The sequence below is a fragment of the Riemerella anatipestifer ATCC 11845 = DSM 15868 genome, assembly GCF_000252855.1.
GTDB classification, from domain to species: Bacteria; Bacteroidota; Bacteroidia; order Flavobacteriales; family Weeksellaceae; genus Riemerella; species Riemerella anatipestifera.
The window spans coordinates 616,042-639,942 of sequence record NC_017045.1; the positions used below are offsets into that span (position 1 = coordinate 616,042).

Annotated in this window: 24 protein-coding genes and 1 tRNA gene; 9 read left to right on the forward strand and 16 right to left on the reverse strand. The window is 34.3% G+C overall.

All coding sequences use genetic code 11. The features are described 5' to 3' along the window. Positions 1 to 5: 5 nt before the first annotated feature. The 4 genes from atpH to atpB all read right to left on the reverse strand — a co-directional run bounded on the left by atpH (position 6) and on the right by atpB (position 2,460). Entirely contained in the window at positions 6 to 545 is a 540-nt protein-coding gene (atpH, locus tag RA0C_RS03030; protein WP_004919942.1) for an ATP synthase F1 subunit delta, read from the reverse strand. 2 nt (positions 546 to 547) lie between these two features. Continuing rightward, positions 548 to 1,042: a F0F1 ATP synthase subunit B gene (locus RA0C_RS03035; protein ID WP_004919945.1), complete on the reverse strand. Its 495-nt coding sequence runs from the start codon at positions 1,040 to 1,042 to the stop codon at positions 548 to 550. Between the two features lie 96 nt (positions 1,043 to 1,138). After that, a complete protein-coding gene (gene atpE, locus RA0C_RS03040) occupies positions 1,139 to 1,348 on the reverse strand; it encodes an ATP synthase F0 subunit C (protein ID WP_004919949.1) in 210 nt (69 codons plus the stop codon). A gap of 53 nt (positions 1,349 to 1,401) precedes the next feature. After that, positions 1,402 to 2,460: a F0F1 ATP synthase subunit A gene (atpB, locus tag RA0C_RS03045; RefSeq protein ID WP_004919951.1), complete on the reverse strand. Its 1,059-nt coding sequence runs from the start codon at positions 2,458 to 2,460 to the stop codon at positions 1,402 to 1,404. Positions 2,461 to 3,034: 574 nt separating this feature from the next. Between atpB and RA0C_RS03055 the strand changes: the two genes are divergently transcribed. The 4 genes from RA0C_RS03055 to RA0C_RS03070 all read left to right on the forward strand — a co-directional run bounded on the left by RA0C_RS03055 (position 3,035) and on the right by RA0C_RS03070 (position 5,409). After that, on the forward strand, positions 3,035 to 4,252 hold the full coding sequence (locus RA0C_RS03055; RefSeq protein WP_004919959.1) for a TCR/Tet family MFS transporter: 1,218 nt from the start codon (positions 3,035 to 3,037) through the stop codon (positions 4,250 to 4,252). Between the two features lie 38 nt (positions 4,253 to 4,290). Beyond that, entirely contained in the window at positions 4,291 to 4,632 is a 342-nt protein-coding gene (locus tag RA0C_RS03060) for a Sec-independent protein translocase subunit TatA/TatB (RefSeq protein WP_013446793.1), read from the forward strand. A gap of 6 nt (positions 4,633 to 4,638) precedes the next feature. Continuing rightward, positions 4,639 to 5,199: a phosphatase PAP2 family protein gene (locus tag RA0C_RS03065; protein WP_004919965.1), complete on the forward strand. Its 561-nt coding sequence runs from the start codon at positions 4,639 to 4,641 to the stop codon at positions 5,197 to 5,199. Positions 5,200 to 5,336: 137 nt separating this feature from the next. Beyond that, positions 5,337 to 5,409: transfer RNA gene (locus RA0C_RS03070), tRNA-Met, on the forward strand. 61 nt (positions 5,410 to 5,470) lie between these two features. On the opposite strand, the gene recO is transcribed toward RA0C_RS03070, so the two are convergent. From recO to RA0C_RS03090, 4 genes are read right to left on the reverse strand one after another with little or no spacing between them, the layout of a single operon-like run. Then, positions 5,471 to 6,148, reverse strand: a complete 678-nt coding sequence (recO, locus tag RA0C_RS03075) for a DNA repair protein RecO (RefSeq protein ID WP_013446794.1) — start codon at positions 6,146 to 6,148, stop codon at positions 5,471 to 5,473. Between the two features lie 11 nt (positions 6,149 to 6,159). Then, positions 6,160 to 8,394, reverse strand: coding sequence for a type IX secretion system anionic LPS delivery protein PorZ (porZ, locus tag RA0C_RS03080; protein WP_004919973.1), 2,235 nt, complete (start codon positions 8,392 to 8,394; stop codon positions 6,160 to 6,162). Position 8,395: 1 nt separating this feature from the next. Beyond that, positions 8,396 to 9,343 carry a bifunctional metallophosphatase/5'-nucleotidase gene (locus RA0C_RS03085; RefSeq protein WP_004919975.1) on the reverse strand — a complete coding sequence of 316 codons (948 nt, stop codon included), beginning with the start codon at positions 9,341 to 9,343 and terminating at the stop codon, positions 8,396 to 8,398. A gap of 7 nt (positions 9,344 to 9,350) precedes the next feature. Then, entirely contained in the window at positions 9,351 to 10,175 is an 825-nt protein-coding gene (locus tag RA0C_RS03090; protein WP_004919978.1) for a 5'-nucleotidase C-terminal domain-containing protein, read from the reverse strand. A 298-nt stretch (positions 10,176 to 10,473) separates the two neighbouring features. Between RA0C_RS03090 and RA0C_RS03095 the strand changes: the two genes are divergently transcribed. Further along, a complete protein-coding gene (locus tag RA0C_RS03095; RefSeq protein WP_004919982.1) occupies positions 10,474 to 10,989 on the forward strand; it encodes a methylated-DNA--[protein]-cysteine S-methyltransferase in 516 nt (171 codons plus the stop codon). A 32-nt stretch (positions 10,990 to 11,021) separates the two neighbouring features. Here the strand turns inward: RA0C_RS03095 and RA0C_RS03100 are convergent, their stop codons facing one another. The 3 genes from RA0C_RS03100 to dapF are packed head-to-tail and all read right to left on the reverse strand — an operon-like array spanning position 11,022 to position 15,471. Continuing rightward, a complete protein-coding gene (locus RA0C_RS03100) occupies positions 11,022 to 13,616 on the reverse strand; it encodes a TonB-dependent receptor (RefSeq protein WP_004919985.1) in 2,595 nt (864 codons plus the stop codon). A 58-nt stretch (positions 13,617 to 13,674) separates the two neighbouring features. Then, the gene (gene mltG / locus RA0C_RS03105) at positions 13,675 to 14,700 is read right to left on the reverse strand and encodes an endolytic transglycosylase MltG (protein WP_004919989.1); all 1,026 of its coding nucleotides are present in this window, start codon (positions 14,698 to 14,700) and stop codon (positions 13,675 to 13,677) included. A 9-nt stretch (positions 14,701 to 14,709) separates the two neighbouring features. Beyond that, on the reverse strand, positions 14,710 to 15,471 hold the full coding sequence (dapF, locus tag RA0C_RS03110; protein ID WP_004919991.1) for a diaminopimelate epimerase: 762 nt from the start codon (positions 15,469 to 15,471) through the stop codon (positions 14,710 to 14,712). 248 nt (positions 15,472 to 15,719) lie between these two features. Here dapF and RA0C_RS03115 point away from each other — a divergent pair, with 248 nt between their 5' ends. Beyond that, positions 15,720 to 17,390 carry a glutamine--tRNA ligase/YqeY domain fusion protein gene (locus RA0C_RS03115; RefSeq protein WP_004919994.1) on the forward strand — a complete coding sequence of 557 codons (1,671 nt, stop codon included), beginning with the start codon at positions 15,720 to 15,722 and terminating at the stop codon, positions 17,388 to 17,390. Between the two features lie 76 nt (positions 17,391 to 17,466). On the opposite strand, the gene RA0C_RS03120 is transcribed toward RA0C_RS03115, so the two are convergent. From RA0C_RS03120 to RA0C_RS03135, 4 genes are all read right to left on the reverse strand, one after another. Beyond that, positions 17,467 to 18,402, reverse strand: a complete 936-nt coding sequence (locus RA0C_RS03120) for a geranylgeranylglycerol-phosphate geranylgeranyltransferase (protein ID WP_013446796.1) — start codon at positions 18,400 to 18,402, stop codon at positions 17,467 to 17,469. Between the two features lie 18 nt (positions 18,403 to 18,420). Then, positions 18,421 to 19,347 carry a mevalonate kinase family protein gene (locus RA0C_RS03125; RefSeq protein ID WP_004920000.1) on the reverse strand — a complete coding sequence of 309 codons (927 nt, stop codon included), beginning with the start codon at positions 19,345 to 19,347 and terminating at the stop codon, positions 18,421 to 18,423. A gap of 83 nt (positions 19,348 to 19,430) precedes the next feature. After that, on the reverse strand, positions 19,431 to 20,042 hold the full coding sequence (locus tag RA0C_RS03130; RefSeq protein WP_004920002.1) for a SanA/YdcF family protein: 612 nt from the start codon (positions 20,040 to 20,042) through the stop codon (positions 19,431 to 19,433). Continuing rightward, positions 20,042 to 21,142: a 2Fe-2S iron-sulfur cluster-binding protein gene (locus RA0C_RS03135; RefSeq protein WP_004920004.1), complete on the reverse strand. Its 1,101-nt coding sequence runs from the start codon at positions 21,140 to 21,142 to the stop codon at positions 20,042 to 20,044. The genes RA0C_RS03130 and RA0C_RS03135 overlap by 1 nt, the downstream gene beginning before the upstream one ends. A gap of 27 nt (positions 21,143 to 21,169) precedes the next feature. Here RA0C_RS03135 and RA0C_RS03140 point away from each other — a divergent pair, with 27 nt between their 5' ends. Genes RA0C_RS03140 through RA0C_RS03150 form a run of 3 tightly spaced genes read left to right on the forward strand, consistent with a single transcriptional unit; the run spans position 21,170 to position 23,597 of the window. After that, on the forward strand, positions 21,170 to 21,709 hold the full coding sequence (locus RA0C_RS03140) for a TlpA disulfide reductase family protein (RefSeq protein WP_004920006.1): 540 nt from the start codon (positions 21,170 to 21,172) through the stop codon (positions 21,707 to 21,709). Positions 21,710 to 21,713: 4 nt separating this feature from the next. Continuing rightward, a complete protein-coding gene (locus tag RA0C_RS03145) occupies positions 21,714 to 22,691 on the forward strand; it encodes an iron ABC transporter permease (protein ID WP_013446798.1) in 978 nt (325 codons plus the stop codon). 3 nt (positions 22,692 to 22,694) lie between these two features. Continuing rightward, on the forward strand, positions 22,695 to 23,597 hold the full coding sequence (locus RA0C_RS03150; protein ID WP_004920013.1) for an ABC transporter ATP-binding protein: 903 nt from the start codon (positions 22,695 to 22,697) through the stop codon (positions 23,595 to 23,597). 26 nt (positions 23,598 to 23,623) lie between these two features. Here the strand turns inward: RA0C_RS03150 and RA0C_RS10455 are convergent, their stop codons facing one another. Continuing rightward, positions 23,624 to 23,770, reverse strand: a complete 147-nt coding sequence (locus tag RA0C_RS10455) for a hypothetical protein (protein WP_004920017.1) — start codon at positions 23,768 to 23,770, stop codon at positions 23,624 to 23,626. Positions 23,771 to 23,901: the final 131 nt, after the last annotated feature.

Consider the following 23,901-nt stretch of genomic DNA (forward strand, 5'->3'; position numbering starts at 1 on the left):
TTTTCTTAATTCAACTGAAATTCTTTTTTCATCTGAGCCAACTTAGTTCTTACTGAAGTATCTAACTGTTGATCTCCTACTCTCAAAACATACCCACCTAATAAATCTGGATTTACATTGACTTTTAAATCATGAGATGCTCCAGAATTCACAAGACTAGATGATTTTAATATTTTATCAATATTTTCTTGAGAAAGAGAAGCCGCAGTTGTCAAAGTAATTCTTTGCACTCCGTTGATATCTTCTACTTTATCTATAAAGTCTTGTGCTATAAACTTAAGCTGAGCTTCTCTACCTTGACGGATAACTAATGAAATTAAATTTTGACTAGTAGCACTAAGTCCTTTAAAAATTTCTTTAGCTACCGCTATTTTTTTCTTATAGTCAATGAAAGGTGTTTGTAAAAAACGGTTAAGTTCTTTACTCTCACTCATAATCTTAACTACGGCTTTCATATCAGAAAACACAGTAGAGGTTTGCTGAGACTCTTGGGCAAAATCCAAAAGACCCTTAGCATATCTTTTGGCTACTTTAGATGTTCTCATTTTTAGTTAAGATTAGATTTATTCAACATGTTCTCTACTAAAGCATTTTGAGCTTCAGTGCTATCTAATTTTTGTTTAAGAATAGTTTCGGCTATATTTAGAGATAAAGCACCCACTTGGTTTTTAATATCAGCCATAGCCGCAGATTTTTCTGCTGCTATTGATTGCTTCGCAGCTGCAATCATTTTATCACCTTCTACTTTAGCCACCTCTTTAGCTTCATTTACAATTCTATCCTTAATCTCTCTAGCTTCTTTTAGTATAGCATCTCTTTCTACCTTAGCTTCACGAATAATTCTCTCATTATCCGCTTTTAAATCTTCCATCTCCTTTTTAGCTAATTTTGCTTGGTTCAAAGCATCTACGATAGAAGTCTCTCTATCATTAACCGTTTTAAGGATAGGTTTCCATGCGAACTTAGATAGTAAAAGTACTAAAATAAGGAAAACCACTAAAGACCATATAAGGTTACCTTCTGAAGGAATTAATAAATCCATATTATTTAAGATATTAATTTATATTGTTATTTAATTTTTCTTAAAATCAAAAGAAAAGCGACAGACCAACCGTCTGTACGCTTTTCAGTTTTTAGATTATCCGTTTCCTAGTAATGCTACTACGATACCGAATAGACCAGCACCCTCGATAAGAGCTGCTGCGATAATCATTGCAGTTTGGATTTTTCCTGATTGCTCTGGTTGTCTAGCAATAGCGTCCATTGCGTGACCACCAATTTTACCAATTCCTAATCCTACACCTAGAACTGCTAAACCAGCTCCGATTGCTGCGATACTACCTGTCATAACTTTAAATTTAAAAGGTTGATATTAATTATTTTTATTTCTTTAACTTAATTTTAATGATGTCCTTCTTCCACTGCCATTCCTATAAACAGAGCCGTAAGTAGTGTAAATATGTACGCTTGTAAAGCTGCTACCAATAGCTCTAATGTGTTTATAAAAAGAGTTAGCATGATAGAAACTGGTGCAATAGCATAAGTTTCCATAATGAATATAAGGGAAATCAAACTCAAGATTACGATGTGCCCAGCAGTCATATTCGCAAAAAGACGAATCATCAACGCAAAAGGCTTAGTAAACATACCTAAAATCTCTACTGGTACCAAGATAACATAAACTAAAGCTTTACCTGCCCATGGCATATTGTTCCCTAGTGGGTCAAATATGTGCGACCAATAAGTCTTTTTACCACTAAAGGTTACTATAATAAATGTAAGAACTGCCAGCACCATTGTAAAGGCGATATTACCTGAAACATTGGCTGCACCTGGAATAAGCCCAAGTAAGTTAACAATCCATATAAATAAGAACAGCGTCACTAAGTACGGCGTATACTTTAGATACTTTTTAGTCCCAATATTTTCTAAAGCAATATCATCTCTCACGAAAAGCACTAAAGGCTCTAAAAATTTAGCTATTCCTTTAGGAACTCCATTAGAAGTGTAGCTAGACTTAGTAGCAAAAGCTAAAATAATTAGTAAAACTGCCGCTAATAAAGTTTGTGCTACATTTTTAGTTATAGAAAAGTCCAATGGTCTTTCATTAGTTGGATGTCCATCATGCATTTCTAGAATACCATTGGCATCAGTTTTGTATACTTTGTTATGGTATAACTTATAGTAGTTACCATCTACTTGAGCTACCTCATCCTCATGATGACCAAAATGAGATGAAGAAAAAATCTTCAATCCATTATCCCAAAGTATTACAGGTAAAGAAAACCCGATACTTTTATCTCCTTCTCCCCAAAGATGCCAACTGTGGGAGTCTGAGATGTGATGCATAATGTCTGGAACTGGATTATACTTCTCTCCAGGTTGTTTAGTCTCGGTAGAGGCATTAGCCCAACCCATCATAAAAATGGTCAACAATAAAATAACTCTCTTGAAGTGCATTTTCTTCAGTTTATAATTTCTGCAAAAGTAGGAAATTGATTTTATATTTTCAAATTAAAAAAAATTAAAATTTTATGATTTTTGTTGGCTTTTAAAATTTTTAGAAATTAGACTGATTATCAAAACTGTTTCTGTTAAAAGATAGAAAAAATAAAGCCCCACAGATACCATAAGTTGTTTTTTCAGGTCAGGAAAAACATAAAAAAGATATAAAAAAGCACCCATTTTCAATATCATAAATGCCATGTAGACAAATCCCATAATATCCTTTTTAAAGAAACCTACCCCTCCTACCGTTATAAGACCTAAAAAGTGTAGAAAAGCAATTAGAAAATGTAGTGATAATGGATACTGAAGCAATAGAGATTGTCCTAGAATACCAAAAACAACCACTATACAATATACTAGAATAGATAGTAAAATTTGACGCGAATATTTCATTCGACAAAAATAGTCTATTACACAATGATTCCAAAAAAATAATTCAATACAAAAATACCTACTTAAATAATAACTCTTATATTTTGATTTTTGAAGGCAATTTTTATTTAATTTTGCTCCTCATTTTGACAATATGGAAAAGCCTCATAAGTCTGCTGCTATTAGCTTTATTTTTATCACTCTTCTTATAGACATTACAGGTTGGGGCATCATTATACCAGTAGTACCCAAATTGATAGAAGAACTCATCAGTGGAGATATTAGTCTTGCTTCTAAGTATGGAGGCTGGTTAAGTTTCGCTTATGCGGTTATGCAATTTATTTTTGCTCCAATATTGGGTAATTTAAGTGACCAGTTTGGACGGCGTCCTATTATCCTATTCTCGCTATTAGGTTTTTCAGCAAACTTTTTTCTACAAGCTTGGGCACCTAGCATTTTGTGGTTGTTTATAGGTCGTCTTCTATCTGGTATTACAGGAGCAAGCATCACAACCGCCAGTGCCTACATTGCAGATATTAGTACAGAACAAGATCGTTCAAAAAATTTTGGAGTTATTGGAGCTGCATTTGGGCTAGGCTTTATTATTGGTCCCGTACTTGGAGGTGTATTAGGACATTACGGTGCCAGAATACCTTTTTTAGCAGCAGGTGTACTTTGCCTTGTTAACTTTCTATACGGTTTTTTTATACTACCTGAAAGTCTTTCCAAAGAACACAGACGGAAATTTAATTGGAAAAGAGCTAACCCCATAGGCTCTCTTCTACAGCTAAGAAAATACCCTGAGTTGTATAAACTTATCTTAGCCTGGTTCTTGGTCTATATTGCCTCCCATGCAGTACAAACTAACTGGGCTTATTTTGGTATTTATAGATTTGGTTGGAGTGAAAAAACAGTGGGGATTTCACTAGGTGTAATGGGAGGATTAACAGCTTTGGTGCAAGGCGTTATACTAAGAAAAGTAAATCCTAAAATAGGTAATGAAAGAAGTATCTTTTATGGCATTGGTATGTACAGCTTAGGAATGTTACTCTTTTCATTTGCTGGAAACAGTTGGATGATGTTTGCCATTCTTGGGATTTATTGTTTCGGAGGGATTGCAGGACCTTCATTACAATCCGTTATTTCCACAAAAGTATCTGCGAGTGAGCAAGGCGACCTACAAGGAGCTCTTACCAGCATTATTAGCCTCACGAGTATTATTGGTCCGCCTCTTATGACGAATATTTTTTACTATTTCACTCATAACGATGCACCTTTTAAGTTTGCTGGTGCTCCTTTCTTTGTTGGATTTATTTTAATGAGTATTAGCACCTATATAGTTTACCATGGATTTTATAAAAATAAAAAATAATTTTTTTCGTTTCATACTTTTATTTGTAATTTAGCAGAATGGATTTTAGTTTTAGTGAAATGTTAGTAATAGCACTAGTAGTATTAGTGCTTTTTGGACCTAAAAAGATCCCGGAAATAGCTCGTGGGTTAGGTGAAGGTGTTAGAAAAATGAAGTCTGCAATGGAAGACATCAAAACCGAAATCATGAAGGAGACAGACAACCCTGTATCTGAAATAAAAAAGGAAATTGAGCAGGTAAAACAATCTGTACAAGAAGTAAATCCTTTGAACGATATTAAGAAAGACCTTACCGAGGCGACCAACGATATTGTAAATCTAGATAAAAAAACTAGTATATCACAACTAGACGACGCTCACGAAGGGCCTGTAAGCAGATAGAGTAATATGCACAAAATCATAGAGCTTGACCAATCTCTCTTTCTTTATCTAAATGGATTAGGTAATGCCTATTTTGACACCTTTTGGGTTATGGTATCAGGCAAACTTACTTGGTTGCCTCTCTATTTTATATTTTTATATCTCATCATAAAAAACTACGAGAAGAAAAAAGTCATTTATATCCTTCTATTTATTACTCTAGGAATTATTACTTCCGACCAGATTGCTAATATTTTTAAAATAGGAGTTCATAGATTTCGTCCGTGCCACGAACCACTCTTAGAGGGATTAGTAAGAGAAGTAAAGTGCGGTGGACCTTTTGGTTTTTATTCAGCACACGCTTCTAACAGCTTCTTTATAGCTTCTTTTATGAATCTTCTTTTTTCAAAAAAGATTAGATTTTTCGGTTTAATGGTATTTGCTTGGGCATCTTTTGTAGCTTATAGTAGAATCTATTTAGGAGTTCATTATCCATTAGATATTATTTACGGAGCAATGGTAGGTTTTCTCTTAGGTGGCTTTTTTGGAAGCTTGGCACTTTATGCGAGCAGACCTAAAAAGCTTTAATCACTCTTTTTCTTTTAGAAATTAAGTAAGAATACAAAAAAACAAAACTAATAATCAGTTAGTTACAAAAAATAAAAATATTTCAACTCTATTTTTTTGGTAAATAAAAAAATCGTCGTATATTTGCACCACAATATCGCGGGGTGGAGCAGTAGGTAGCTCGCAGGGCTCATAACCCTGAGGTCGCACGTTCGAGTCGTGTCCCCGCTACTACTGAGAAAAAGGATGATAAATTATCGTCCTTTTTTTATTTTTATGATTACCTCTTAATTTAAAAAACTTCTCTAAAAATATCTAACGATTTAGGTTTATTAAATTCAGGGATATGATACTTACAATACTTCATCAAAATATCTATCACATTTCTTCTCTCATCAGTATCTATCAAAGTTTTAATAAACTCTGAGTTTCCTATTTTTTTTAATGTATCTGACAAAACTCTATTGATAGTAAACTCATTTTCTCTCTCTTGAAAGCATCCATTTTTTAAATCAAAGAAGGCTCCTTCTGTAAATAAAAATCCATAGCCAATATTCTTTATTATGGAGTAAATAGTAAATATCAGTGAATTTTTATTATCTATATTGATATAAAAATCTTCCACACACTGATAAAGACTATCCTCTACAACCTCATAAGGAACCGTTTTTAGAATAAACTCTGCCAAAAGAGTCATTTGAGCATTATTAACCAAAGTGAAATCTATCATCTTTGATATTTCTGAAAGAGAAATTTGGTTTACTAATGGTAATGCTCCACTTTTGGTTTTGGAAACATTAAAATCCACCCCCATTAAAGGCATAAGATACACTTTCTGCTTATTCCGAGCTAGATAAATATTCTTAACAAAATAAGACTGAATACCCGCTTCTCTTTCTAAAACACGAAGCACCGCACCAGAATCATTATATTTAGTATAAGATAGTATAAACCCTTGTAAAGATTGCAATTTTAGTGTATTTAATTAACCACTGCTATTTTCGCTGTTGCTTTATCTGTACCGTCTTCGTTGGTCATCAATACAAAATAAATCCCTGAAGCCACACGAGAACCTCTTTGATTTTGTAGATTCCATTCGTAATAACCATTTCTAGAAACCGCTTGATGAATTAAATTACCCGCAGCATCTGTAATACGAATATTGGTTTTTTCAGCCAGTCCTTTTATTTTTACATTTCCCTTAAACTGGCTATAAACCACAGGGTTAGGATAAACTACTACTTCCCCAAATTTTGAGGTTACATTAGCTACATCGCCTTTATAAACCACTATACCATTACTAGTTGCAAAATAAACCTGTCCTGTTTTATCGTTTATTTTAATATCTGTAACTTCGTCCGAAGGAAGAGGAGAATTAGCTTTGGTAAAATGATTGTAAACCTTCTGTCCATCAGCACTTAGAAAGAACACACCTCCTCCATTTACAGATACCCACTTATTATTACCAGAATCTACCGCTATACTCAAAATTTCTGCATCTTTAAAAAGCTCTTCCGCTATGCCATTTTGAGTAATAACTATGGGATTTACTTTTACTTTAGTTCCGTACAAATCGCTCAGAGCATTCGGAAGAATTCTAAGTCCCGTTGTAGAACCCAGCCAAAGACTATTGTTTTTATCCATTGCCATCGCTGTTACCGATGCCGAAGGTAACCCTTCTTCAACTCTTAGAATTTGTCTCAAATCATCATCAAAACGAGTGGGTGTATTATTAAAATAATAAATTAACAGCCCTCCCTCTGATGCTCTAGGTCCACCTATAAAAAGTCTATCATTAAAAGCTAGTATACCCGACGAGCTGGTTTTTATATTTGCTGTTTTTATAGTTTCAAATCTAGAGCCATCTCGAGAAATAAAGTACATTCCTCCAAAATTTACATCTCCTTCGAAAAAAGAAAAAGTGGCAAATAAATTATTATTTTTATCGAAGACCAAGTACTCTGGAACATTATACCATTGAGCACTAGAAGTATTAAAAACTTTTGAGAGCTTATTATCAATCATTTTATAAACTCCCTTGGAATTTCTCTGCACATAATTAGTAAAATAGATTTCGCTTAGGTTAGAAGGATTAACAGCAACATCTAAAATATTAAAGGCTAATTGTGGGTTATCTAAAAAATATTGTGGATACTCCCAACGTGTTCCGTTGTAGTAATAATATCCTAAATTATTATCATAAATTGCCTGATAATAACTCCCCTTTTTACCCGTAGCTACCCATATTTTATCATCAACGAGAGTCATTCTAGAAGCTACATTACTGTACGGTCCGTCAGGTTTTACACTAGTATAATTTTGATCTAGAATGCCTGAAAAAGCACTTCCTGCAAATAACTTCCCATTATATAGAGCTCCTGTTGTAAGCTGGTAAGATGAGAAATCATATGTGCTTTGTAAACTACCGTCAGTAGAAAACTGATAAATTTTATTTACATCACAAACTAAGAAATCATTAGCTTGCCATACCACATCTTTAATATCAGTAAAAGAATACGGCAAACGCTGAAAAGCCTCTCCTAAATAAACCTCTTTTTTTGTAGCAACCAAATAATTCTGCCCATTAGTATCAGACTGTGATAAATTAAGTGCATTAAGTTTCTGCCATGTAGAATAAATTGGAAACTCTAGGTCAATTTTATGCGAGTATAACCCCTGATTGGTAGCTGCATATACCACATTATCTTTTACAAACGCTTCATTAGAAGCAATAAAGTTAGTTCCCTCCTGAAAAAATACGGTTTCTCCAAACTCTTTCTTATCCAAATTAAAGATAGAAACCCCATAACCTGCCGAAATTATCGCTAGATTATCTTTTATAAAAATGTGATTAATTTTTTTTGAACCTTGATAACTTCTTGCTATAGGAATATCTACTATTAAAGTTACCCCATTAGGTGTAACAATATCTAAAGCTCCTGTTTCGTAGCCTATCAACCCTATTTTAGTATCAGGATTATAGTCAAACGCCGTAATACCAACCTCATGAAGCCCATTAGCTTTTGACAATTTTCTAATCTCTCCAGAAGCTACATTATAGTAAAATAAACCACTCTTAGTAACTACAATAAGTTCTTTATCATCTTGCTTTATCTTGATAATATGATTGTAAGAAAACAAATCTTGCCATTTGCCTTCTTGAGCAAAAAACAAAAAACTTATACTGAAAATTAAAATTTGAAATATTTTTTTCATCTTAGACCATTATCTTATCATCTATCACTTGGTTGTTCCAAGCTATATTTTTAATTTTCTTTTGGCTATCAAAATAGAAGTCTATTCTTCCTAGCAATAGACCAGCCCAGCCTACTTGATTTACCAAAACTTTAGTTCCTTTTCTATTGATAAAAGACTGTGGTTCTGGTAAAAAAGTATGCGTATGTCCTCCCAAAATCAAATCTATATTATCTGTTTTTTGAGCTAATTCTACATCGCATATCTTGTTTGTATGCTCTCCTTTGTAAGAATAACCAATATGGGACAAACAAATTACTAAATCACATTTCTTTTCATTTCTAAGCATATCAGCGTATTGCTGAGCTATTTCCACAGGATGATGCCAAACAGTTTCTTTATATTGTTTTTTACCTACAAGCCCTTCTAACTCTATGCCTACTCCAAAAACCCCAATTCTGATTCCGTCTTTATTAAAAATTTTATACGGTTGCGTTTTTCCGTCTAGTATGGTGTTTTTAAAATCATAGTTAGAGCATATAAACGGAAATTTAGCGTTAGGTAAAGCCTTTAAAAACCCTTCTAAACCATTATCAAAATCATGGTTACCCATTGTAGCGGCATCATACCCCATCATAGACATCAGTTTAAACTCTAACTCTCCACCAAACATATTAAAGTAAGGCGTCCCTTGAAAAATATCACCACTATCAAATAGCAATACATTTCGCTCCTGTTGTCTAATTTCTTTTACCAAATGAGCTCGCCTTGCAAAACCTCCTTGATTAGGATTTCTGGTATAATTAGCATCAAAAGGTTCTATTCTACTATGTTGGTCGTTAGTATGAAGAATTGTTATTTTTTTGTCTGAACTATTAAGTAGTGTGGTATTAGCCAAGAAAGTATTAGGTACTAATGATAATGCTAAAGTCCCACCTCCTATTGTTTTTATAAAATCTTTACGGTTCATAGTTTTTTTAATTATTAAAAATTAATCTTACATCATTTGGAGCTTTCACTTCAGGGTTTTGTTTGAATTTTTCAATGAATAAATCTCTAAGTTTGATCCCAGTAGAGATTAGTTCCCCTTTACTGAAAAACCACATATTATCTCCACCCAGTGCTAAGTAGTCCGATGTAACGATGTAATAATCTTTCCCCAAATCCAACTCCTTACCGTTTACAAGACCTTTGGTAACTTTACCTTTATTAGTCTCTAAAAACAAATGTGATACAGGATTATTCTTTTGAGTTTCGGCATAATAGTCAAACATGCCTAGTAAATCTTTCCCCTTCATTTTAACAATTACCACCTCGTTTTCAAAAGGCATTACCTCAAAAACATGTTTAAGTAAAATATCACCCTTTCCTATGGTAGATCTAATCCCTCCTATATTGATAACTGCCGCATCTACATTTTGTTTCAAATTTTGCTTCGCCCAAACATCGGCTCCTTCGTAAGTATAATCTGCCAACAATCCTCCCAAATTACTATTATCTCCTGTTTTTGTAAGCTCCACAGGTGTGTAAGATATTTTGGTATTCATCTGTCGTTCCATTTCCTTTTTGTAAGGTTGGATTAGCATATCCATCTCTCCATCAGAAGGAATAGATGAAGCTATACTAATATTTTCGTAGGGTTTAACCTCCGAAACAGACATTGCTGTTTTACAACTTGTTAACCACAATAAAGGGATTAAAACTAAGTGTGAGTATTTTATTTTTTTCATCAAATCAATTTTTAACCTATGATTAAATATTAAATCTGTTGCAAATATAAAAAAGCCTTTGATAATAGCCATTATTTAATGAGGCAAACTATTACCATTTAAGCACGGATGCTTGTTCTACTTTTAAATACCTTTTTCTATCACAGAGGCTCTACTGTACTTCTCATTACATTCGGCATCAAATTTTTATTGTAAAAATAAAATCTTATGGCTATATCTTTTAGTATTTTTATTGGTTAATAATTTATTTCTAATTATTACTCATTTTTCAGACATAAAATACCATTTCCAAAATGAATAAATGAACAGCGTATAGTTGTGTTTTTTTTACTTATTTTTGCTTCCTAAGTTTAATTTAAACTGATTAGAGATGCTTTACTCCAAAAATATTGATACTCCTTTAGGTGAAATGATTGCTATTGCTGATGATAATGGGATATATCTATTAGAATTCACAGATAAAAAATATTTAGACATAGAACTAAAAAAACTATGTTCTACTCTAAATAGTAATATCAGAGAAGCATCAAACTTACATCTAGAAACATTAGAGAAAGAACTAAATCTCTACTTTAGTCAAAAATTGAAGGAATTTTCTGTTCCTATACAACTATTGGGGACTCCTTTCCAAAAACAAGTTTGGCAAACTCTACTTAAAATACCTTACGGAACCACCAAAAGCTACCTACAACAAGCCATAATGATGGATAGCCCAAAAGCAGTGAGAGCTGTAGCTAACGCTAACAGCCTCAATAAGATTGCTATTATAGTACCTTGCCACCGTGTTATTGGGAGCAATGGTACACTCACAGGCTATGCTGGTGGACTTTGGCGTAAGGAGAAATTACTACAACTTGAAAAAAACCTTGCCCACCAACAAAATTAATACTTATCTAACTCATAGCACATCAGTCTCAATTAGAGCATACCGCCACCACCTTCAAAGTCTTCCGAATAGTTACCCTCTCTTTTTCGTTTAGGCTGTTCTATCTTTTCTCCTTGTTTGAAACGGTAAGTTAAAGATAAATTGATTTGTCTCGGTTGCCATTGCATATAAGACTCTCTAGTGGTATTTTCGGTAAAAGTATGTACCGTTCTGTTTCTGGTATTAAATATATCCTGAACATTAAACGCTAAAGTACCATTGCCATTCCAAATAGTTTTAGAAGCTCCGAAATTAAGGGCATACATTGCTTTTCTGTCTTGAAACTCGGTTCTAGTACCACCTCTGTAAAATCCTTGCAACTGAATGCTCAATGTCCTATCTATTCTAAAAGTAGAATTAAGTCGCATTATACTAGAAAAACCTTTCCCTACAAACGAGGCATTTCTCAACGCCGATGCTCCATTTTTATCTATTACAGAATAAGAAGTTTGTCCGTCTAATTTATAAGCGAATAGATTAACACTCGCCATAATTTTCCACCAAGGGCAAAGGTCTGCCGTACCGTTAAGATCTAACCCATATCTAGTATCCGTACCTAAATTGATAGGCGTTACAAAAAAGATATTGGTTCTTTCGTCTTCCCTATACACCAACATTTTATTATCATCTGTCGTGCGTCTTAAATAAAGAGTTGGATTAATGGTAAATTTTTTCTTCTGTATGCTATAACCTAGTTCGTATGAGTCCACATAAGATGGGTTCAAATCCATATTTCCTCTAAAGACATTTTGGTCATCTGTTAATGAAAAATATGGGACTAAGAAAAAGGCTCTAGGGCGGTCTATCCTTCTAGAATAATTAACCAATAACTGATTATTTTTAGCAAAATCATAACTCAAATATACACTAGGGAAAAGATTATTGTAATTTTTGATTTTGTTATCAATAATTTTACCCTCCGACATATTCTGATAATCTATTTTAATGTTAGAAAATTCGTCTCTCAATCCTACTTGATAGCCTAAATTCCCTATTTTACTCTTGAACTGAACATACGCTGCATTGAACAACTCATTATAAACTGTATTATTAGTAAACATGCCCAACGGCGAAAACGCTCCACCAGCCCCTAGACTTCTATTCGCTGTATTATCATATTGGTTATTATTACTATCCAAACGGTAGCCTAGTTCTAATTTAGAATTTTCACCAATGTTAAGTTCATAATCTGCCTTAGCTATAATGGTCTGATTCTTTGAAGCTTGAGAGTTGTCATTAGTTTGAAAACTAAGATAAGGTCTAGATGAATCTGCCAAGAACAACGCATCAAAAATATTATTAGACTCTTGACCAATAATAGTATAAGCATCGTTTTTACTTTTTTGATAACTCAATGATAAGGAAAGGTTGTCTTTATCACTAAATTTATGGTCTACACCAAAATCTCCTTGAAACGCCAAATTATCATTAGTCCCTTTACTATTCCTTACTGTGTAAGGTGTTGGCAAAGTAGTATTATTGTAAAGATAATTAAAATTATTAAAGGCATCTTCCGTCCCTTTAATACTTCTTATCGTACCCGAAGCATTGATGGAGGTATTTTTACCCAAATCATAGACTATACCTGTAGTAGCATTATAGGTTTTCATTGCGGTATTTCGCTCTCCATTCTGTCTAGACTCTAGCAACTGATTAACTTGGGTATCATTTTTCTTATAAAAGTTGTTATTCCTCGTAGTTCCTTTAGATTCTCTATAACCGCCGCCGCCATTAACAAACCAAGTAAAATTACCTTTTCTCCAACTCAAATTAGCATTAAGGTTAGTCTGTGGCAAATAACCAATAGCCCCAATAACGCTACCATTAAATCCTGTTTTTTTATTTTTTTTCAGAATAATATTGAGAATCCCAGAAGTACCCGAAGCTTCAAATTTAGAAGACGGATTTGTGATAACCTCAATTTTTTCTATTTGTTCCGCAGGGATTGATTGTAATGCATTAGCACCATCATCTATACCCAACATAGATGAAGGTTTACCATTGATTAAAAATCTCACATTAGAGCTTCCTCTCATAGAGACCGTTCCATCTGTATCCACATCTACCGAAGGTACATTTTGCAGTACATCTTGTAAACTCCCTCCCTTACTTACCAAATCAGAAGATACATCATAAGTCTTCTTGTCTAGCTCTACTTTGTATGGCTTAGGAGCATTCACAGTAATGGTAACTCCTTCTATTTCCTTAGTCTTAGCATGGGTTACAGTAGTCTCCTTTTCTATTTTAAAATCACCTAAACTTCCACCTGAAAGAATTTCTTTAGTGAGGATTTTTTGTTTAAAATCTATAGCTTCGATAGTAATTTTATAAACTCCTGCATTAAGTGGCAATTTATAATTCCCCTTTTCATCTGTTAACGTAGCATCACTATAAAGTTTATTAGACTGGTGCTCAAAACTTACAGAAGCATAAGGTATTGGCTGGTTATAGGCATCTACTACTCTACCCAAAACTATATTTTTTTGTTGAGCAAAAGAAAAACTCGCCACTCCCACTGTAAGGGTCAGAGCTAAGGTTCTTTTTTTAATAATGCTAACAATTTCTATGTTGTGATTAGGTATTTTCATTTCTAAATATCTTAAATTAATTGTATGATTATATTATTCATAAAGCATAAAGCATTTTTTACTTTATCTGTTTTTCATTAAGCCAATCTTGATATGCTTTTGCGTTTTTTGCATGCTCTACATCGCTGCTTGTAAATTTATGAAAACCCATTCTCTGTGGGTCTGCACACATATAGATGTAATCGTGGTTTTCGGCATTTAGCACTGCATCTACTGAGTTTTTATCTGTTACACAAATAGGTCCAGGAGGAATCCCGACATTAGCATAAGTATTGTATGGCGAGGGCGTTTTTAAATCCTTATAATACACCCTTTTAATAACCTTATTAAAACCACTTGATTGGTTAATAGCATAAATCACCGTAGGGTCAGACTGTAGTTTCATACCCTTTTTATAACGGTTAAGATACAGTCCTGCAATGGTTTTTTGTTCATCTACCCTCCCGCCAGACTCTTTATACACAATAGAAGCCAAAGCATAAATTTGATTTCTATCTAAACCTAATTTCTTTTCTTTCTCTAGACGTTCAGCGTTCCAAAAATCGTTGTATTGTTTTTCAAAAACGCCAAAAAATTCTTTCGGACTTACCGTCCAAAAAAACTGATAAGTATCTATAAAGAAATATTTTTTTAAGTCTTCCGCCTCTGACAAACCTTTGGACTGAGCAATTTGGTTAAACTCTTTTATAAAAGCTAAAGAGTCTGCCTCCGTTTTTTTGGCTACACGCCCCATCATTTGGTAAACATTATCAAAAGCAATAATTCTAAAATTATCAGGCGACTGATTGCCTGCTTTTATCATATTTACCAAAGCGGTATTATCCATACCTTCGGTAATTTTATAGCGTCCCGTATGGAAAAAACGATTCATATTTTTGCTCAATGCTACCTGTTTAAAGCTTTCTTTATCTTTAAGATAAGGAGCAATAGAATCTAATATTTGTTCAAAACGAGCCTCTTTTGGGATATAAAAAACACCTTCTTTTGAAACATTATTCCCATAGTATTTCTTATAAAAACTGTATCCGAAATAACCACCCACCACAAGAACAATAGCTAATATAAATCCGATTATTTTTTTCATTTTTTAATTTCAAATAGTTCCTTTAAAAACCTGTACTGCAGGACCTTCTAACCACACATTACAAAAACCTGCATCTTTCTTTTCAGCATAAACTTTGAGATTACCTCCTAGAGTTTTAATATTTACAGAATTTTTATCCTTATCCTGAATAAAAGACAATGCAGATGCCGTTACTCCTGTACCACAACTATAAGTTTCGTCTTCCACACCTCGCTCATAAGTACGCACAAAAAGAGTCTCATCATCTATTTTCTCAACAAAATTGACATTGATACCTTCCTGCTGATATTTTTCAGAGTACCTCACTTGTTTACCTTCTTTATAAACATCTAACTTTTCTACCTCCGAAACAAATCTCACATAATGAGGCGAACCTGTATTAAGCACAAAATCAGACGCATCTCTACTTATATTAGAAACATCTATCATTTTAAGTTTTACCACATTTCCATTTACTTCAGCTTCGTGCAGTCCATCTATTGCATTGAAGGTACATTTATTTTCAAAAACACCTAGAAAATGCGCAAAAGCCACCAAACAACGCCCACCGTTACCACACATTGTGCTTTCTGCTCCATCTGCATTATAATACACCATTCTAAAATCAGTATCAGGGCAATTTTCTAGCAAAATGAGACCATCTGCTCCCACCCCAAAACGCCTATGGCAAAGATGTGCTATATTTTCTTTGCTTTTATCAAAATTCATTTGGCGGTTATTCACCATAATAAAATCATTACCAGTCCCTTGATATTTATAAAAAGTAAGCATAAAGATATTTTAGTATTGCAAATGTAACCTTTTTATACCAATCAACATAAAAATAAGATAAGGCTGACTTCTATTAAAACAATAGATGAGCAGCCTAATCTTTCTTCAGCATTTGTGTTTTGAAAAAACTATTTATGATGGAGTTCTATATACACAATCTATGCCAAAACTATACACAAATAAGAAAAAACAAAGTTTTTAACTCACAAAAAATTTCTAAATTTGCATCTTAAGTTATTACAACCCTTATGGAAGAAAAGAAATCACTCAATTTTATTGAACAAATTATAGAAAACGATTTAGAAAACGGACTCCCTAAAGAGAAACTAAGATTTCGTTTTCCACCAGAACCTAATGGTTATTTACATATTGGACATACTAAAGCCATCTGCATCAATTTTGGTTTAGGCGAAAAATACAACGCTCCCGTAAACCTAAGATTTGATGATACTAACCCAGAGAAAGAAGAACAAGAGTTTGTAGATTCTATAAAGAAAGATGTAGAATGGCTGGGCTTTAAGTGGGACAAAGAGCTGTATGCGTCTGACTACTTCCAACAACTCTACGAATGGGCAGTAGAAATGATAAAACAAGGCAAGGCTTATGTAGATGAACAGCCTTCGGAAGAAATTACAGCTCAAAGAAAAACACCTTTTGAAGACGGAGTAGAATCTCCTTACAGAGATAGACCAATAGAAGAGTCGTTAGACTTGTTTGAAAGAATGAAAAACGGGGAGTTCCCAGAAGGTAGCATGAGTCTTCGTGCTAAAATAGATATGACTTCTCCAAATATGAACATGAGAGATCCTGTGATGTACCGTATCTTGAAAAGACCACACCACAGAACAGGCGAGCAGTGGAAAATCTACCCTATGTATGACTGGGCTCATGGTGAAAGTGATTATTTGGAGCAAATCTCTCACTCGCTATGTTCATTGGAGTTTGAAAATCATCGCCCATTGTACGAATGGTACTTATCTAATGTCTATGAGAAAGGAAAAAACGCTCCTAAGCAAAGAGAATTCGCCAGAATGAATGTCTCTTATATGATTACTTCTAAAAGGAAATTACAGCGTCTAGTAGCCGAAAAAGTAGTTACCGGTTGGGATGACCCTAGAATGCCTACCATCTCTGGTATGAGACGATTAGGTTATCCACCTATTGCCATTAAAAACTTTATTGAGCGAGTAGGCGTTACCAAAAGAGAAAATTTAATAGATGTACAGTTACTAGAATTTTTTGTAAGAGAAGAACTTAACAAAAAAGCCAAAAGAGTAATGGCAGTGGTAGATCCTGTAAAACTTATCATAGAAAACTACCCTGAAAACGAGGAAGAATGGCTAGAAACAGAAAACAATCCTGAAGATGAAAATGCAGGGACTAGAACTGTTCCTTTCGCTAGAGAGCTTTATATAGAGAGAGAAGACTTTAAAGAAGAGGCTAACAAGAAGTTCTTTAGACTAAAATTGGGTGGTGAGGTACGTTTAAAATCAGCTTATATAATTAAAGCAGAGCGTGTAGAAAAAAACGAAAATGGGGAAATTACTACGATATACGCCTCTTACGACCCTAAATCAAAATCTGGAAGTGGCACGGAAGAAAGCCTTAGAAAGGTAAAAGGAACCCTACATTGGGTTTCTGCAAAACACGCTTTGCCTATTGAAGTGAGAATTTACGACCGCCTATTTACCACGGCACAGCCAGATGCAGAAAAAGAAACCGATTTCTTAGAATACCTTAATCCTGATTCTCTAAAAGTAGTACAAGGCTATGGTGAGCCTTCCCTAAAAGAAGTGGATACAGAAGCACCGCTTCAATTCCAAAGGATAGGATATTTTACGAAAGACCAAGATTCCACAGAAGAGAAACTAGTTTTCAATAGAACGGTTACTCTTAAAGATTCTTATAAGCCTGAGTAAATAACATTACATCAGCATCATAAAAAAGGGTCAAATTCATGAAATTGTATTTGACCTTTTTATTTTTATAAATTTATCATATTCTTTCAAAAATACCATTGAGTAACATAAAAACCACACCTATAAAAACCCACACTCTAAGAGCGTTGATAAGCCTAGACATTTTAGAGTATCTGAAAAAATACAGTGAAATTCCAACTAATAAATAAACCAAAATAGATACTGAAAAATAATAAGCAACTAGATTAAAATATTTTAATTTGTTTACTATTAAATACGAGGTCAATGAGTTAATTATCAATAATAAATATAACCAATATACTGTTTTAGTTTTCCCAAATAATACAGGTATAGTAGCATATCCAAAGAGTTTATCAGCCGCTCTAGTTACAATATCTTTAATAACATCTATTATCAAAAGTAACACAAACAAGAAAACAGACATTAGAAACAACAAACCTGAAAAATGCTGATAGTAAACCAATAATCCAAAAAAAGGATATAATGATAACGATACATAAGTTAGATTATTCACTACCGCTATTCGGCTCAGTTTATGACTATAAAACCATATCAGAAACTGATAAACAAGAAAAAATATTAAAATTCGATAAGAAAGAACCAAGGCTATCCCCAACGACAATACATTAAGTAATAAATAAGAGTAAAGAATATATTTCTCTTTAACAAAAGACTGAAAATAACTTCTAAAAGGTTTAGTAATTTGGTCTTTTTCCTTATCGTAAAACTGATTGATAAGCCCTCCTGCCGCTATGGAAAGCATAGAACAAACAATAATCCCGTGGACTTTATAATCAAAGACAAAAACCCTAAGACTTTCTTCTTGATTAAATAAAAAAAAGGTGGATACATAAAGTGTAAATACATAAAAAGCCAAAACAAAAACCCTCGCTCCAAGCATTAGACTAACTAGCTGCGAGGCTCTGTAAAGCCATCTACGGCGTTCTAATTTAGACCTTAAATTTTGAAAATCGGAGTTAGATAGTCGCATTTAGATTATCATTACTCATCAAAAACGATAAATTACTTCTTTTTTGAAGCCTTCCAACATTTTCTCCGCCTTATCATAATCTTGAGTAAAACCTAATATATAGCCACCACCGCCACTACCACAAAGTTTGAGGTAATAAGTATTGGTATCCAAACCTTTTTTCCAAGCATTAAAGATGCTTTCTGGAATCATCGGTCTAAAGTGTTCGTAAGCCCATAGAGATAACTTCCTTAAATTCTTAAAAAACGGACTCATATCCTTTTTTAGAAAGGCTTCTATACAAGCATTATTATAACGAATAAACTCTTCTTTTAAAGTCTTCCTAAATCCTTCTTGCTTTAACTTTTCAAAGAAAATCTGAACCATTGGTCCCGTTTCACCTACCACACCAGAGTCTATAAGAAAAATCGCTCCTTTACCTTGCTGTTCTTTAGGAATAGAAACTCTGTCTACATTTTCTTTGTTTTCTATGAGGATAGGCAGATTCATATAACAGATTAGTGGGTCTATCCCCGAACTTTTACCATGAAAATAGCTTTCTAGTTCTCCAAAGACTTTTTTCAACTGCTTTAAATCCTCTTTGCTAATGTGTTCTGGATTATATTTTTTAAGAGAATAACGCTCAAAAATAGCCGCCACCAACGCACCCGAACTCCCCACTCCATATCCTTGTGGAATATTAGAATCAAAGAATAAACCTTTATTTATATCCTTTTTAAGCTCAGATACATTTAGTTCAAAGTCTTTTGGCAAAGCTAAACTCTGAAGATAATCAGTATATTTTAATAACGATTGGTTAGATTGGCGTTCAAAATCAGAGGATAAATCAGAAAATTTTAAAGTCCCCTTATAAAAACTGTAAGGTAGCGTAAGCCCTTGAGAATTTTCTATAATGCCATATTCTCCAAAAAGTAAGATTTTAGCATAAAAAAGTGGGTTAGCCATTCGTTATCATATTTTGTGATGCAAAGATATAAATTTATTAAAAGTTTTTAAATAAATCTTAAAATATTCTTAGTGCTTGTGATTTAGTCTATCCCTAAAATAAAATAAGCCACTGCTTGTACCCTTGCCAAAAACTCCCGAGTATGATTTCTATAAAAACTTTCTGGTTTGGTAACATCTTGAGCACCAAAAGCTAAAGCATTCATATTCAAGTTTCTTGCAATAAATAAAGCTCTCAAATTATGAAATCCTTGAGAAATGATGATGACCTCATTTTTCTTATAATTGTTCTTACATCTTACAATGCTTTCCTTTGTACTAAAGCCTTTAGGGTCTTGTATAATGACACCTTCTGGGATACCTTCGGTTCTAATGAGATAATTAGCCATAGCTTGAGGTTCATCGTAATACGGGCTTTTTTCGCCACTTACTATAATTTTCTTTATTTTCCCATAATGATAAAGTGCTGAAACAGCCTCCATTCGTTTTGTAAAGTAAGGGTTGGCAATTCCCGACCTCATCTTAGGCGACGTCCCCAAAACCAAAGCTACCTCTCTAGCTGGGATTTTACTAACCTTAGTATAAGTTCTACCGTTGGTAAGGGCATACACCCACAGATTAGCTAGCATCATAGCCAATACCATCAGCTCTGCCAATCCTAAAATAGTTTTAATTATGCCCTTTAGTAGCCTCACTAATCAAAATTAAGTTTTATTTTATCCGACAGAACAACCGAAGTACAAGTTAATATCTTCCCTTGCGAAAGTTCTTTATCGGTAAGATATTCATTTTCGGTCATTTCTACTTCGCCTTCTTCTAGCATACATCTACACGCCCCACATCTACCCGACTTGCAAGAATATGGCAAACGATAACCTTTATCTAAAATCTGTTGCAATAGCTTCCCATTATTATTTTCTAGCACCACTCCAGAGAAAGAATTTCCATCTATTTTCCATTCCACCTTAATATTTTCTACTTTAGGGAAAGTTTCTTCTTCAGGGAAGATAGTTCCTTCGTAAGTATCAAAAAATTCAAAATGAATATTCTTCTTACGAATACCATTTTCATAACTTCCTATTGCCACTTCCTTTATCATTTCCGCAGGACCACAAATCAAAATTTCGTCCACAGCGTCCCAAATAGTAGATTCTTCATCATCTTCGTCCAAATGTAATATTTGATTGATGATAAGGTTCATTTTATGTCTATCTATCCTACCCGAAAATAAAGCGTTGGCATCTTCTTGAGTATAGAAATAATAAACTTGCAATCTATCTCCGTAGAGTTGCTCTAAAGCCTCCAATTCCTCCTTAAGAATAACCTCCGACTTAGTTTTATTAGAATAGAAAAGGTAAAAACGAGTGCCTTTTTCTGTATGTAAAATATGCTTTAAATGCGAAATAATAGGCGTAATTCCTACACCTCCTGCATAGCCTAATATAGTACGCTTTTCACTCGGTTTATCTGCCAAAGTAAAGCGTCCTTTGGGAGCAGAAACCTCAATAATATCCCCAACTGAGTAATGGTTAAATATCTTCTGCGTAAAAGATTGAGGACTATGGATTTTAAGCACTAGCTCTAGCTTACCCTCATAAGGAGCATTGATAATACTATAATCATTCATTTCTCCCTCATGCCTTAGCTTTACATACTGCCCAGATTTAAAACAGAAATGCTCTTTATCCTCATACTCTAACGCTAGAAGGAAGGCATTTTTGGTAATTTCTTCTTTTTTAATTATCTTTAGCCCTTTGAATTCGGGAGTTTTAGTCTTCGGATTTAATTCATTCATAATAGTGGACAAATTTATAAAAAAATTATGAGAAAAATCTTAGTAACACTCGCACTTACGGCTCTAGTAATAAGCTGCAACGACAAAAAAACAGAAACTGTAACTACTCCATCTTCTAGCGATAGCACCAAGGTAGAACAAACTCTTAAGGAAGTATCTAAAGACAAACTTAGCCAACTACTAAAGGCTAAAGAAAACGACACTATCTATGTAACTAATTTCTTTGCAACTTGGTGTGGACCGTGTATGATGGAAATCCCTCATTTCAAAGAAAAAATGAAGGAACTAGACGGTAAACCCGTTAAATTTACTTTTGTGAGTATAGATGATAAGAAAGATTGGGACACAGAGGTTAAAAAATTCGGAGAAGAACAACAACTTTCTAAACATATCCTTTTATTTGACGGACAACAATTTGATGATGCCTTTTTCAGTCAGAATTTTAAAGTTTGGCAAGGGCAAGGCATTCCGTTCACTCTAGTTAGAAAAGGTAACAAAACTGAAGAAATAGAAGGCAGTATGTCTAAGGAAGACCTAGACCAGCTCCTTGCTGGATTCTTAAAATAAACTGATGCTTAGAGGCAAATTCGGTATTTTAATGGTTAGTATTCTATTGGCGATAATCGTTTTGGTTATCGTCAATTTGAATGTAGGCTATCTAGATTTAAGCCTAAAAGATTTCTTCCAAAACACACCTCAATCGGATATTGCTTCGTTGAGAATCAATAGGACTTTAGCCGTTCTCCTCGCTGGTATGGCGATACCTACCTCTGGCTTTCTGCTGCAAGAATATTTCCAAAATCCGTTGGCAGGACCATCAGTATTGGGCATTACTTCCATCGCCAGTTTGAGTGTGGCATTTTATATCTTTTTTTCGCATCAACTTCTCATTCCCGAATTTTTACAAAACGGATTTATCAGCCTCGTGGCCATTATAGGCAGTTTGGGACTGATGTTCTTCCTTATACTCCTCTCTAATAGATTTCGAGACAATACCTTTCTTGTGATTTTTGGATTTTTAATCTCCGCTTTGGCAGGAGCCATCATTTCCATTCTGCAAGTGTACGCCGAAAATCAAAGCCTAAAAAACTACATTCTTTGGAGCTTTGGTGCAAATAACCAACTTAGCTATAACCAGATTATAATCCTTGTTACCCTTATCGGTATTGGGTTATTTTTTAGCTTCAGAAGTATAAAACCGCTCATCGGTAGCTCTCTAGGAACTGCTTATGCCAAAAGTTTCGGCATCAATACCAATGCTCTTAAAGTATCAGTGATTTTAGCCTCATCTCTACTTTCTGCTAGTGTAACGGCTTTCCTTGGACCTATCCTCTTTATAGGTATCGTAGTGCCTCATTTTTGTAGAATGATTTTCAGTCCCGCCCTGCTTTGGCATCAGTGGGTGCTTAACCTCACGCTAGGCATTGCTATTATGGAGTTATTTTCTATCCTATCCGAAATCAGTAAATTGCCTTTAAATATCATCACTTCCTTATTCGGAATCCCAGTGATTTTAGTAATGATGATGAAGCAACGCTCTAAGTATTAAACTATGTTTTTGGAACTCCGCAACCTCAACATTGGCTACCAGCAGCCACTCATCCAAGGCATCAACGCCCAAGCCCATCTAGGCGAAGTGGTTCTCATTATGGGAAATAATGGCATTGGTAAAACCACTTTAATAAAATCTATACTCAACCAGCTCAAGCCTTTAGCAGGGCAGATTTTCATCAATCATAGCTCTATTGCCACTTTAACTCCAAAGGAAATGGCACAGCTAGTTTCCATTGTTTTTTCTAAATACACCCTTCCCGAAAATTATACTGTAACCGATTTGGTGGCTTTAGGCAAACTCATTCACTACCCATATTATTTTCAATTGACCTCGCAAGACCAAGCCGAAATACAAAACATCATTACCCATCTTGGGCTGGAGCATTATAAAAATCAAAAACTTACCACCCTATCTGATGGCAACTTGCAGAAGGCTTTTATAGGCAGAGCTTTGGCTCAAAACACGCCTGTAATGGTACTAGACGAGCCCACCACCCATCTAGACGAATACAATAAAACGGCTATCCTGACGCTCTTACGAGAATTGGCTCAACAGCACCGTAAACTTGTTTTATTCTCATCCCACGATTGGCGATTAGCAAAGGATTTCTCTGACCAAATTTGGTTTCTAGAACACGGCAAACTAACGGCAGGTATGGCAGAAGATGTCTTGTTAAAGCTACCACTACACACTCCACTAGCCGAAACTTACGCAATGCCACTCATCAACGCCCCAGAAAGAGAAAAAGAACTGCTATTAAGTTTCATTAAAAAACACACCAAAGCCAACCTTTCTTGCTATGAGTTTACCTATACCTCTACCGAATGGCTCATCACTACCCCACTTGCCACGCACCGCTGCGGCTCCTTTGCAGAAATGTTACCACTATTTAAAGCCTAGATTGAGGGCTTTAATCCTAAACTTCGCTAAAAATCAAAAGAATTTATAGGGTCTAATTTACGGTCTAAAGGGTCTAATTTAATATCCAAAACCTCTACTTTAATACCTAGAGGGTCTAATGTAAGACCTAAAGGGTCTAATTTAATACCTAAAACCTCTACTTTAATACCCATAGGCTCAAATGTAAGACCTAAAGGATTGATTTTAATATCTAGTAGAAATTGTCAAATAGCCCAAGGGATTTATTCTAAAATCTAATTGAATTAAACTAAAAAAGCGAGGAAATTCTCCTCGCTTTTGGTTC